This window comes from Bacteriovorax stolpii (assembly GCF_002872415.1).
Taxonomy (GTDB): Bacteria; Bdellovibrionota; Bacteriovoracia; order Bacteriovoracales; family Bacteriovoracaceae; genus Bacteriovorax; species Bacteriovorax stolpii.
In genome coordinates this window covers 489,859-502,099 of record NZ_CP025704.1, presented here as the reverse complement: position 1 = coordinate 502,099, position 12,241 = coordinate 489,859, and the positions used below count along the sequence as shown (strand labels likewise).

The window sequence follows — 12,241 nt, the reverse complement described above, 5'->3', positions numbered from 1 at the left end:
TATTTAACCCTAAAACATAAGCCAAATGTTACCGAAGAAACACTGAGGTGTTGGAGACTCTTATGAAAAATCTATTGTCATTATTCGTATTAAGCATGTTGCTTATTCAGGTAGGATGTTCAAGTTTCACTGAGCGCTCACCTGCTCAAGTTGATAGTGAATATTTTCATAATGCCTTTTCTTTTCCAGCAACCGTGAAGGGAAAAACAAATCATAAAGAAACTATTGAGAAAGTCATTTCAGAGAATATCAGTCTCGGAGCTTATAACAAAAAAGATATTCCGCGCTCTGAGTTCGTCGCCAGCAAATCTCTCCCAAAAGGTGAAGCTTTCCACCTGGAATTAGATGTTGATCCAAAGACGTCTCAACTCGTCTATAGAATCTATCATGCACCAGGAGCGCTTCAAGATGATGTCGCTAGCTATGCACTCATGGATTTTTTTAGCAAGATTATGGACTCCGGCAAACTGGATACGAGACAAGCTGTTTTTGAAATGTACTACAACGCCAGACAAGGCGATCCTATTGCAATAGACAATTTTTTAAAACTGCGCGATTCCGAACAGCACTACATTCACGGGATCGACAACGGCGTTTTCAATAGCGATGAATATCAAAAAGCCAGCAAAGAGATAAAAAATCAAAGAAGTATAATCGCTTCTGAAATCAAAGCGCTTAAAGCTCAAAGGGCCAAAGATAAAGCCAAAAGAAAAAGTATACTGGACGCTTTAGATAAAGCTCCAGAGGCAAAACAATTCAGAACTCTTATTGCAAAAAACGACCGCGCGGGAGCTGCTTCCATTTTAAAAAAGTATCTTCCTTGGGAAGAGATGGCCCCATTTGAAAAAAACTTCTGGGAAACGTATTTAGAGGTTATTGAAAAGCCAGTTCCTCTTGAGCAAAGAGTTTTAATCTACCGTGGACTTGATGGGGACTATATCCATCGTGGTGTGATCAAAGGAAAAGAACTAACACAAAAAGAGGCCATTACTCAGAATAAGGCCTTCATCATGTCATCAGGCATGGTTAAAAATCAAGGATCATGGAATAGAAGACTTCGTTCACTTGAATCAATGAACGAGAAATTTATTGCGACAACGTTGGATGGAAGTAATGAATTTGCCCAGGCTGCCAGAATCAGCACAATTTTTAAACGTCACTCAGAAAACCCGAAAGGAAGCCCGTTTCTTTCCTACACACCAAATTTTGACATTGCTGATAGTTTTGGAGGAGAGAGGGTTTCAGCCTATCTGTTGGACCCAAGGCTTTTAAATTTTAATTATGCTTCAAGTTTTGACAATGAAATCGAGTATCTTGTCCCGTTGAATACTTTTCCTGATGAACTTGTAGGTATTGCAGACATCGATCTTCTACCAGAAGATAAAAAGTATGCACGCCTGGATTACCTGGACGCTCAATTAGAAAAGCTCATTACCAATGAATACGGCGAAGCGAAGAAAAAAGAAATTCTGCTTAAAATTAAAAAGAACACTTACGACTTCTTTAAAGGTGAATACGCTGACATGGTTGCTGTTCCGGGGAAAAGCCCGGCCGCTTCCAATCTGACCTTTTATAAAAAATTCTTAACGAAAGGTGACCCGAAGCCGCCCATCTCTCCTAAAGGAGACATGAACTGCAAGGACCTCATCGAACTTTTCTGGATGGCGAACTGATATGAAATTTACATCACTACTTCTGATTCTCTCTCTCTTCATCACCAGCTGCTCGAGTGTGCAGTTTGGAAAACCAGGCATGGCAATTCCTTCTGTAGAGCGTCTGCCTGCTTCAAGCGTTGAGGAAATTGCTTATTACTTATCTGTGGATAAATTCAAATACTATTTGAATGAATACTCAGTCGCGCAGGAAGGAAAAATTCCTGAACCGATCATTAAATATCTTCGTAGTGTTGAAGTTCAGGACATCATGAAAATGAACCTGGACACTGAGGCACTTAAAGATGCCAACAACTACGATAAGATTATTTGGGACCTATTAAAGGATGAAAAACTCACTGACGGTGTCACTCAGACGCAATTAAAGTGGGGTTACAATTTCTTTAAGACTAAACTTAACGAAGCATTCAACTTAGCTCCTAGTAAACTGGATATCGCGCTGACATTGCCAAGTACAAGCACTGACATCAATGCCGGAACTGTACTCAATCCGGAAATCCTGGCACCAGAAGATATGACTCTGGATTCAGGACATTATATTTCAAATAGAACGACAAGAGCTATCTTTTGGGAAGCTAACGAGAATAACCGCCCTATCGAATTCCACCTTGGGGACAGCCGTGAGTTTTTAAAAGAGCTAAAAGATAAAAATGGTGAACTTCTTTACGAAGTTAAGCCTTTTGCTAAAAACTACAACAAAATTTATATCATCCAGTACCCGGGTGAAAAAACTTACCGTTACGCTATCACAAATATTGGTGGACAAGACCGTCTAGACCACTTAACTCACCAGATCTCTCTTTCTAACTTCTCTGGTGGAAAACTAAAGAGCAAAGTGATTGTTAAAGGTGATATTAAAAAATTTCATGCGGCCAAAGCTGAAGAGCATGCTATGCAACTTCGCCTGCTTCCAAAAGCAGACCGTGTTATCATCGGACAAAAAGAATCTATTGATGGAAAGTTTAACATCTTCTGGAAAATGGGAGCACTGAAAAACTACTATCAAAGCAACCGTGCGGCCTTTGAAAAAAAGGTTGAGTCTCTTGGAACAAAAGAGCGCGAAAAGTTCTTTATGATGATGAACAGTGTTGGTGGACACGAGGCAATCTTCAAAGACAAAAAAATCATCGAAGATGCCTACGCCCTATTTGAGACAGAATTTACAAAAGATCCTTCAATGCTTCCAGGTAAGTTTAAACTTTATAACTATGACAACTTTACCATTGAAATGTGTGATTACGTTTTTGAAGGAAATGATGGAAAACCAGTTCGCTGGCGTGTTGTTTCTAACGTTTGGGGAGATGAAGTTATTCCTATCGCCCAGGCCCTAAAAAATACCGGCCACACAAACGTAACATACATGGGAACAGCAGGTGCTTTTGCCAATAAAGAATACAAAGTTGGAGACCTGGTTTCCCCGGCCAAAGTAAGAGATGGTGAAGCGGCCCTCCAGATGATGTCTCAGCCTATGAAAATTGAAGGCGCAAAATACGGTGGAACTGTAGAACACGTTGGATCTCCTTTTGAAGAAAGCCATGCGTGGCTAGCAAAAGCTCAAGCACGTTCTGAGTTTGTTGAAGTTGAAACGTCTTACCTGAGAAGAATTTTCAATGGTCCCAAAGACAATCTGGAAATCTTCCTTCTAATCTCTGATATTTTAGGAAGTGAAACTGAAACTCTTGCTCACGCGACTAGTTCGAAGAGAAAGAATTCACAAAACAAACTTCTGGCAAAACTTTTTGAAAGAGATTCGAAAGGAATCCCTGCAGCAACAAAGTACACTCCTCCAACACAATTGGAAGGAATTAAAAATTTAGTTTTAAGAACACTGGAAAAGAAAACTCCGGCCTTCCGTTACTACGCTTACTCTAGCTTAAAAGGGAATAAGAACCTGACTCAACAGGAGATCCTGGCCTTCGCTGAGAAAAAAGCTTCTTTCACTGACAGCTTCCTTCTTGATCGCTTAGTGAAAATTGGTGAAGTGATTCATGAAATGAAAAAGAGTTACCCAGAAGCGGGAGAATTCGAAGTGGCCTTCTCCAAGTCACTTGTTGAAGGAACATGGAACCCTAAAGAAGATAAATTGGCCGTGACTTTTAAAGCAAAAAGCCCACAAAGTGAAAAAGTCATGAAAGAAGCGTTAAAAGAAAATCAGGCCTTCTTAGACAAGATGAAAGCTTTTGCAGTTATCGACGTTAAAACGGCCATTGATGATCCAAGCATGGTCTGGTTAAAAGTTCCGGAAAAAACAGATCCGGATTTTCTGGTGAAGATTTATTCACTTTCAGGATTTAAGAATGCCGGTCTTTACAAAAATGTCACTTATAACGGTAACGTAACACTAGATTTTCTTCCTACAAGCCAGACGGAAAACGCTCTGGAAGCTTTCTATCAAGGTAAAGGAGCTGTCCCCGCAGTTAAAGGCCTTGATGTTGGCGGAACTTGTATGGAGGCAATGTCGAGGTTAATGAAGATCTTATAGTTTTCGGGGAGCTGTATGATTTCCTACGGCCGCACGGCCTTATTATTGTGTGCCTTGGTTGTAAGTTGTGACAGCAATGTCACTATCTCAACCCAATCATCAAAATATTTGGTGAAGGCACACGTGACTGAGCTGACGGCCCAGGACGCCCTTCCACAAGAAGTACGCACGCTGCTTGAACGTGAATCCTTAACCAATAAAAAGCCCGTGAAATTTCCTCTCGCATACTACCTGATTCAAGAAGAAGACACCAAAATGTTATACTCTTCTGATTTTGAAATAAAGATCACCGGCCAGCTTTTTCTTGTGGTGAGTGGAACAAAATATTACAAACTTTTTGTCCATCCAGACCTGGAAGGCAGTTACTCTTTTCTAAGAAACGCCTACAGATATATTGGTCCTGATCAAACTGAGTTTATGGCCACTCCGACTACAGGAGAAAGAACCATGGCCGTTTGGAATCGATCGCATGAAGGCAAAATGCCTTTCATCGTAAAAACAGAAATCGACGAGCGCACTATTAATGTAGGCAGCACCCGCGTGCCGGCCAGTTTATCACAAACCGTTCTTCCTGACTCTATTCAAATGATCTTTCACCGTCCTATAAGAGGAACTAAAGAGCGCATTGAAGGTCAGCAAATTACTAAAATCCCTTCCTACAAATAACCATTAAGCTATCCAAATTCTGTAATTTTTACAGCTAAAACCACCTTTTTCCCCTTTTTTTCTAAGCCTCTCTATAATGCCGGCACAAAACAAAACCTATTAGGAGTCTTTATGAAGGCATTCGCTCTTGGACTATTAGTTCTTACTCTATCAAACAACGTATTCGCAGACACTGAAACACGCACATATAAAAAAGTTAGTGCTACTGAAGCAACAGTTACTATCAAGACTGAAGAAACAGATGGAACTCAAGCTGCTGGTTATGTTGATGCTCAAGAAAATGAGAAATTCATTAACGAACTTTTAAAAGACCCTGCTTCTCCACTTTATAAAATCGCAAAAGAAATTGAAAATGACATGTGTGACGCTGAAAGCACTCCAGATAATTCTTGGATCGATGGATGTGGTGAAGTGACAATCACAAAAGAAGTGAGAACGTCTTTTGGTAGAGGTGGATGGGCTTCTGCTGGTGCCGGTTATACATTCTTCATCGGTTTCACAAGCGATGGTACAGGAAGATTCTTTGATGTTTCTCACATGGTAACAATCGGTGAATCAGCTGACGCTCAGACTGATGACAACGGTGAATACAATGGGATTGTGCTTAAAACTCTTTCGCTGGCAGAAATCAAAAAACTAGAAAACAACTAAAATAAAAAGGGGCCTTAGAGGCCCCTTTTTTGTTTTAATCCAAGTAAAAAATCACCTGACTTACAACTCTCACCTTTTTCTTTAGCGACGAATCAGCATCATAATCATTAATCGGCGACCCAATTGAAAAAAGCCCTTGAGAGGCATTTTTAATGTCTCCGACCTTTGCACCAGCATTGGCCGCAAAACTCTGAGCTGCCGCTCTGGCGTTTTTAGTCGCTTCTTCCAGCATCTGAGGTTTGATATCATTTAAGGCCGTAAAGTAATAACTCACACGGCTTCCTGAAAGAGCAACACCTTTGCTTAAAAGCTCATCGGTCTTCTGGCTGGCAGCAACCAGCTTATCAATTTTTGTACTCGTCACCACGAATCCACCACGGGCCACAAAACGCGCGCCTTTTCTCTCACCGTACTCTTGCGCTTCTTTATCTGTGATATTTCCAGCGTCTTTAATAATTTCGTCTTTTGTAAAACCCTCAGCTTCTAAAAAAGCTAAAGTTGTCTTTTGAATGTCGCTAATCTTCTTATTAAGATCGCTCATGTTGTCTGAAGCCACATTGTAAGTCAGTGACCATCTCGCCTCGTTGGCATCCACTACGCGTTCAGAAAGTCCTTTAACTTCCACCACGCGGTCTAGTTTCTTAAATTGAATAATCCCGTTACCGATAAAAAATCCGCCTAAAGCAACTCCAAATGCAACAACTAAACTCGACACTGAATTCATTAAATCCTCCAGATAGCTTCACCAAGTGTTTTTCTAAGATGGGTTAATCCCGATCGTTCATACCAGTAAGTTTGAGTGGCGTTAGTCAGAATGACTGAACCTTTTTGTTGTTCAAGATCTATCCAGAACGATGTTCCGGTAAATCCTAAATGACCAAATGTTTTTGTCGTAGCTCCCTTTCCTGCCAGTGTATTTTCCGGGTCCATGACATGGTCAAAACCCAGGATAAAACGGTCTTCATTTTTATGTGACTTAAAGGCTTCTGCAAGCTGATCATTTAGTTTGATCGTCTTATTCCAATTAAGGAGCGAACGGCACAGGCCTCCGACAGTCGCAAATAAACCAGCGTGAGAAATAAACTCGCCAATGTTGTAGCAATTATTATCATGAACTTCTCCACTTACGACGTGCTTGTTTCGGATTCCATACTCTGGTGAAAAGGCCCCGTCTGGAAGCTCTTTCCAGTGAAGCATTTCAGGATCAAAATAATACGAACATAAATCCTTTAATTTTTTCCCCGACTTTTTTTCAATCTCCAGCATGCAGCGAAGGGATGAGTAATCAGAGTATAAAGTCGGAGACAATTTAATATCGTAGGCCAGGAGCTCTTCTCTCCATGTATCTTTTGAGAGAAGCCCTCCGCTTGGCAGGCCCGCAATGTGATTTAATAGAAGCGAATTCTTTTCATCAAAAAGTCCTGGCTCCTTTAATCTCACCGCTGAATTCGTCAGAGGTTTAGTTAAACTTGCCAGGTCAAAATATAAGTAAGGCTTTGGCGATACAACATTCGTAGCAGCGATCTCAAAGCTTTCAAATGAGTTATTCTTAAAATCAATCACGCCAACAGCAAGTGAATCGAAGTGCTGCTGATCTAAAAGTTCAAGGCCTAAATTTATTAATTCGTTTTTCATACTCTCGTCTATCTTAATGGGGATTTAAAAAACCGGCACGGTCAAAATAGGAAAAACGGCAGGAAGTGTATCCACTTTGCGGACACCCTGCCGTTTAAAAAGATTACTTCATCAACTTTAAAATGTTTCCGTCAACATCTTCAAACACCAGCATATGGCCCCAAGGCTGCTTGTTTTCGCTTAGGATTTTCCCGCCGTATTTTTCAATACGTGCGCGGTCCTCTTCGATATTGTCTGAAGAAAGGGTTAATGTTCCTCCATTTTCCTGCCCGTGATTATCGCGTACAGTTTTTGGAACGTCCTGGCCTTCATTCCAGTGAAGCCCTAAACACAGGTTACCCACCACCATGCTCGTCCAGTACTCATCTCCTGTCTCAACAAACATCTGTAATGCTTCTTGATAGAAGGTCACGGCTTTTTTCATGTCTTTAACATTGTAATAAATGTCTTTGTACCCTGTGATCATATTATTTATCCATTTTAAAAACTTGTTCCATGACTTTTTGGGCCACTTCAAAAGTGTCACTGACTACGAAGATTTTACTTTCTCTGTAAGCAATGACTTTGTTGATTGATTTAGGTTTTGGCAGAGAATTTATCCGGGTCTATTTGCGAGTGGTACACTAAAGTCACCAACCCTTCTTTACTGAACATTTGAGGCATGTTCCCTTTGCTTACGATATAAATCGGAGCTGAAAGGAATTCACCACTTCTTTGAGCAATAAGCTGCCCATTTTTTTTGAAGTAACTAATCACGTTCTTATTCAGGTAAAGTGCATACTCACTTTCAGCATTTTCTTTTGTCAGGTCAGCGTCTTCAACCGCCATTGTCATCTCATCAGAGATTGCGCTGTCGATAGAAAGTTTTTTTCCTGTCAGCTTTGAAAAAAGCTCTGAACAAGCATTAAACCCTTCGCACTTTTCAGCATATGAATTCGCTGAAAAGGCCGTCAACATAAGGGCAAGAATCATTCTCTTCATTCATCCTCCATAAAACGCAAAAAGGCCCGCACGAGGCGAGCCTTCTAAATATTTACTATTTTGTGTTCTTGATTGCAGCTTGCGCAGCTGCCAGACGAGCGATTGGAACACGGTAAGGCGAACAAGAAACGTAATCAAGTCCAATCTTGTGACAAAACTCAATTGATTTCGGCTCCCCGCCATGCTCTCCGCAAATACCAAAGTGCATATCCGGGTTTGTTTTTCTTCCTTCAGTTACAGCGTGTTTCATTAGGAAACCTACACCATCTTGATCGATTGAAACAAACGGATCAGTTGGGACCAGTGTCTTATTAACGTACTCAGGAAGAAACTTACCTGCATCGTCACGAGACAGACCAAACGTCGTCTGAGTTAAGTCGTTTGTACCAAACGAGAAGAACTCAGCGTGCTTAGCAATTTGTCCACCCATGATCGCTGCTCTTGGAAGCTCGATCATTGTTCCAACTTTGTACTTAACTTTCTTTCCTTTTTCTTTAAACACGCGCTCAACTTCAGCGATAGCGTCTTCTTTAAGGATTGTTAACTCCCCTTCAACTGCAACAAGAGGAATCATGATCTCTGGAAGAACAGTCATTCCCTTTTCTGTACAGATCACTGCTGCTTCAGCAATGGCCTGAACTTGCATGCGGTAGATTTCCGGGAATGTAATTCCTAGACGACATCCTCTGTGTCCTAACATCGGGTTGAACTCATGAAGCTGCTCGCCTCTGTGTTCAATCGTTTTCATATCAAGACCTAAGCTATCAGCAAGTTCTTTCTTTTCTTCATTTGTATGAGGAAGGAACTCGTGTAGAGGTGGATCCAGTAGACGAATATTTACCGGAAGACCATTAAGCGCAGAAAAAATCCCGACAAAGTCTTCTCTTTGGAAAGGAAGAATTTTTGCCAGTGCTTTTTTTCTGTCTTCAAGTGTGTTGGCGAAAATCATCTCACGAACAGCAAGGATTCTATCTTTTTCAAAGAACATGTGTTCTGTACGACAAAGACCAATCCCTTCAGCTCCGAACTTCACTGCTACTTTTGAATCTTCTGGAGTGTCAGCATTTGTTCTTACGCCAAGTTTTCTGAACTCATCAGACCATTGCATGAAAGTTGCGAAGTCAGCTGTGATAGCAGCATCAATTGTTGGCACGATTCCTTCGATAACTTCTCCTGTTCCACCATCAATTGTCAGTGAATCGCCTTCTTTGTAGCGTTTCCCATCAACTGTCAATGTCCCGGCAGCGTAGTCGATCATAAGAGCAGAACATCCAGCGACACATGGTTTCCCCATTCCACGGGCAACTACCGCCGCGTGAGAAGTCATCCCTCCACGAGCTGTTAGAATCCCTTGAGAAGCAACCATACCCGCGATGTCTTCTGGTGATGTTTCCTGGCGAACCAGGATAACTTTTTTCCCTTCTTCTGCAAGCGTGTGAGCGCGCTCAGAAGAGAAAGCAATAATACCAGCTCCAGCACCAGGAGACGCTGGAAGACCTTTTGCAATCATTTTCTTAGTTGCTTTCGGGTCCAGGCGAGGGTGAAGAAGTTGGTTTAGGTCTTCAGCGTTTACACGAAGAAGAGCTTCTTGTTTTGTTAAGATCCCTTCACTTACAAGATCAACGGCAATCTTGATTCCAGCTGCTGCTGTTCTCTTTCCGTTTCTTGTCTGAAGGATATAAAGTTTTTTGTTTTCAATAGTAAACTCGATGTCCTGCATGTCTTTGTAGTGACCTTCGAGTTTCTTGTAAACTTCAGTTAGTTCAGCAAATGCTTTTGGCATAGCTTCTTCTAAAGTCTTGAAGTTTTTGTTCGAGTCGTTTTTAGAGAAGTTGTTGATCGGTTGAGGAGTTCTGATCCCTGCTACAACGTCTTCGCCTTGGGCGTTGATGAGGTACTCACCGAAAAACTTCGCTTCTCCAGTAGATGGGTCGCGAGTAAAACATACACCTGTTGCGCAGTCATCGCCCATGTTACCAAAAACCATCGACTGAACGTTAACGGCTGTTCCCCACGTATGAGGGATGTCGTAGATCTCGCGGTACTTCACAGCTCTTGGATTTCCCCAAGAGTTAAAGACGGCTGCGATTGCCAGCCATAGCTGCTCCATTGGATCAGTCGGGAAAGACTCCCCTGACTCTTCAAGGATGATTTTTTTGAAAACTGTCACTAGTTCTTTTAAATCCCCAGCTGAAAGCTGAGTATCATCGTGAACACCACGAGCTTCTTTTAAATCTTCCATCGTCGCTTCAAGAAGCGAGATATTGAAATCCATAACAACGTTTGCGTACATCTGGATGAAACGTCTGTATGAGTCCCAGGCAAATCTTTCGTTGTTTGTTAGTTTAGCTAAACCTAAAACCGACTGATCGTTAAGACCAAGGTTTAAAACTGTGTCCATCATCCCTGGCATTGAAGCGCGGGCCCCTGAACGAACAGAGAAAAGTAGTGGATTGGCATTGTCACCGAATTTTTTTCCAGTCAGTTTTTCAACTTCTGCAATGGCCTTCAACACCTGAGCTTTTACGTCTTGGTTGATTGCTTTTTCATTTTTTTCATAATCCAGACAAGCTTCTGTCGTAACTGTGAATCCTGGAGGAACAGCCAGTTTTAAAGAACACATCTCGGCAAGGTTTGCACCTTTTCCACCAAGAAGATCTTTCATGTCTTTGTTCCCTTCCGTCTTTTCTGCGCTAAAGAGATACACCCATTGTTTTGTCATACTTTCCCTTCTGTTAAAAAGGCCTCGATTAATTGAGGCCTTAAACTAAAATTTAAATTTATCTTTTAAGTAATTTTGTACGTTAGCAATCGCGATTCTTTCCTGAACCATTGTATCGCGGTCGCGAACTGTAACAGCATGATCGTTTAGTGTATCGAAGTCCACTGTAATACAGAATGGAGTTCCGATTTCATCCTGACGTCTGTAACGTTTTCCAATTGTACCCGCCACATCGTATTCTGATTTATAAACGCCACCGATATCTTCAAATAGCTTTGTCGACACTTCTTCTAGTTCTGATTTTTTAGAAAGCGGAAGAATTGCTGTCTTGATTGGAGAAAGGGCCGGGTGGAATTTCATTACTGATCTTTCCTTGTCCGCATCACCTTCGTTTTCTAGTCTGTAAGCGTCACACATGATCGCTAGTAAACATCTATCAGCACCAACCGAAGTTTCGATTACGTACGGAAGATATTTTTCGTTGTTGACTTGATCAACATAGTTCATGTTCTTCCCAGAGTATTCCTGGTGTTGTTTTAAGTCGAAATCTGTACGAGAGTGGATCCCTTCCATCTCTCCCCATCCCATTGGGAATTCGTATTCGATATCTGTTGCAGCGTCAGCGTAGTGAGCGAGTGAGTCTGGTCCGTGTGGTGCCCACTTGATCTTCTCTGCGCGCAGACCGTTTTCAAGGTGCCACTTCCAACGGATTTCTTTCCACGCTTCCATTGACTCTTTTTGTGTTCCTGGTTTTACGAAATATTGCATTTCCATTTGTTCGAACTCACGAGTTCTGAAAATGAAGTTACCTGGAGTGATTTCATTTCTAAATGCTTTACCGATTTGAGCAATACCGAATGGTAATTTTTTTCTCATCGTCGTTTGAACGTTAAGGAAGTTTACGAAAATCCCTTGAGCCGTTTCTGGTCTTAGGTAAACCATAGAAGACGTATCTTCCATCGCTCCCATTTGAGTTTTAAACATTAAGTTGAATTGGCGAACGTCTGTGTATGAATCTTTTGATCCACACTTCGGACATGGTTTAGTCATGTCGATGTTGTCCGCTCTGAATCTTTCTTTACAAACTTTACAGTCAACCATTGGGTCAGAGAAACCATCAACGTGTCCTGAAGCTTTCCAAACTGTCGGGTGCATAAGAATTGAAGCATCAACACCTACAACATCCTGACGAAGAGTCATCGCTTTCCACCAACGGTTCTTTAAGTTATTTTTTAACTCAACTCCGTAAGGACCCATATCCCAACATGAGTTCAATCCACCATAAATTTCTGATGATTGAAAAATAAATCCACGTTGCTTACACAGGGCCACTAAATCACTCATTGATTTTAAATTGCTTTCATTAGACACGGCTAATTCTCCAGGCTGAAATTTCCTAATTTTGACTCACAAAGATTACTTTTTACTGGG

The 12,241-nt window shown here is 41.4% G+C and carries 10 protein-coding genes; 4 read left to right on the top strand and 6 right to left on the bottom strand.

From position 1 onward, the window contains the following. The first annotated feature begins 62 nt into the window (after nt 1–62). The 4 genes from C0V70_RS02345 to C0V70_RS02330 all read left to right on the top strand — a co-directional run bounded on the left by C0V70_RS02345 (nt 63) and on the right by C0V70_RS02330 (nt 5,472). Nucleotides 63–1,673, top strand: a complete 1,611-nt coding sequence (locus tag C0V70_RS02345; protein WP_102242259.1) for a hypothetical protein — start codon at nt 63–65, stop codon at nt 1,671–1,673. Between the two features lies 1 nt (nt 1,674). Next, nucleotides 1,675–4,155 (top strand): hypothetical protein, encoded by a 2,481-nt coding sequence (locus tag C0V70_RS02340; RefSeq protein WP_102242258.1) that lies wholly within the window; start codon nt 1,675–1,677, stop codon nt 4,153–4,155. A gap of 15 nt (nt 4,156–4,170) precedes the next feature. After that, the gene (locus C0V70_RS02335) at nt 4,171–4,821 is read left to right on the top strand and encodes a hypothetical protein (RefSeq protein ID WP_102242257.1); all 651 of its coding nucleotides are present in this window, start codon (nt 4,171–4,173) and stop codon (nt 4,819–4,821) included. A gap of 111 nt (nt 4,822–4,932) precedes the next feature. Then, complete coding sequence (locus C0V70_RS02330; RefSeq protein WP_102242256.1) at nt 4,933–5,472, top strand: hypothetical protein; 540 nt, start codon at nt 4,933–4,935, stop codon at nt 5,470–5,472. Between the two features lie 34 nt (nt 5,473–5,506). On the opposite strand, the gene C0V70_RS02325 is transcribed toward C0V70_RS02330, so the two are convergent. From C0V70_RS02325 to C0V70_RS02300, 6 genes are all read right to left on the bottom strand, one after another. Beyond that, on the bottom strand, nt 5,507–6,196 hold the full coding sequence (locus tag C0V70_RS02325; protein WP_102242255.1) for an SIMPL domain-containing protein: 690 nt from the start codon (nt 6,194–6,196) through the stop codon (nt 5,507–5,509). Beyond that, nucleotides 6,196–7,107: a serine hydrolase gene (locus tag C0V70_RS02320; RefSeq protein WP_102242254.1), complete on the bottom strand. Its 912-nt coding sequence runs from the start codon at nt 7,105–7,107 to the stop codon at nt 6,196–6,198. Before C0V70_RS02320 ends, C0V70_RS02325 begins: the two co-directional genes overlap by 1 nt. Nucleotides 7,108–7,210: 103 nt before the next feature. Further along, nucleotides 7,211–7,573 (bottom strand): VOC family protein, encoded by a 363-nt coding sequence (locus tag C0V70_RS02315; protein ID WP_102242253.1) that lies wholly within the window; start codon nt 7,571–7,573, stop codon nt 7,211–7,213. Between the two features lie 110 nt (nt 7,574–7,683). Next, on the bottom strand, nt 7,684–8,088 hold the full coding sequence (locus C0V70_RS02310) for a hypothetical protein (RefSeq protein ID WP_102242252.1): 405 nt from the start codon (nt 8,086–8,088) through the stop codon (nt 7,684–7,686). Between the two features lie 55 nt (nt 8,089–8,143). Next, complete coding sequence (gene ppdK, locus C0V70_RS02305; RefSeq protein WP_102242251.1) at nt 8,144–10,810, bottom strand: pyruvate, phosphate dikinase; 2,667 nt, start codon at nt 10,808–10,810, stop codon at nt 8,144–8,146. A gap of 45 nt (nt 10,811–10,855) precedes the next feature. Then, entirely contained in the window at nt 10,856–12,154 is a 1,299-nt protein-coding gene (locus C0V70_RS02300; protein ID WP_102245435.1) for a glycine--tRNA ligase, read from the bottom strand. Between the last annotated feature and the right edge of the window lie 87 nt (nt 12,155–12,241).

What these genes read in the sequence shown, in the direction of transcription:
- C0V70_RS02345 (WP_102242259.1), top strand. Translation starts at nt 63, where the DNA reads ATGAAAAATCTATTGTCATTATTCGTATTAAGCATGTTGCTTATTCAG.
- C0V70_RS02340 (WP_102242258.1), top strand. Translation starts at nt 1,675, where the DNA reads ATGAAATTTACATCACTACTTCTGATTCTCTCTCTCTTCATCACCAGC.
- C0V70_RS02335 (WP_102242257.1), top strand. Translation starts at nt 4,171, where the DNA reads ATGATTTCCTACGGCCGCACGGCCTTATTATTGTGTGCCTTGGTTGTA.
- C0V70_RS02330 (WP_102242256.1), top strand. Translation starts at nt 4,933, where the DNA reads ATGAAGGCATTCGCTCTTGGACTATTAGTTCTTACTCTATCAAACAAC.
- C0V70_RS02325 (WP_102242255.1), bottom strand. Translation starts at nt 6,196, where the DNA reads ATGAATTCAGTGTCGAGTTTAGTTGTTGCATTTGGAGTTGCTTTAGGC.
- C0V70_RS02320 (WP_102242254.1), bottom strand. Translation starts at nt 7,107, where the DNA reads ATGAAAAACGAATTAATAAATTTAGGCCTTGAACTTTTAGATCAGCAG.
- C0V70_RS02315 (WP_102242253.1), bottom strand. Translation starts at nt 7,573, where the DNA reads ATGATCACAGGGTACAAAGACATTTATTACAATGTTAAAGACATGAAA.
- C0V70_RS02310 (WP_102242252.1), bottom strand. Translation starts at nt 8,088, where the DNA reads ATGAAGAGAATGATTCTTGCCCTTATGTTGACGGCCTTTTCAGCGAAT.
- ppdK (WP_102242251.1), bottom strand. Translation starts at nt 10,810, where the DNA reads ATGACAAAACAATGGGTGTATCTCTTTAGCGCAGAAAAGACGGAAGGG.
- C0V70_RS02300 (WP_102245435.1), bottom strand. Translation starts at nt 12,154, where the DNA reads ATGAGTGATTTAGTGGCCCTGTGTAAGCAACGTGGATTTATTTTTCAA.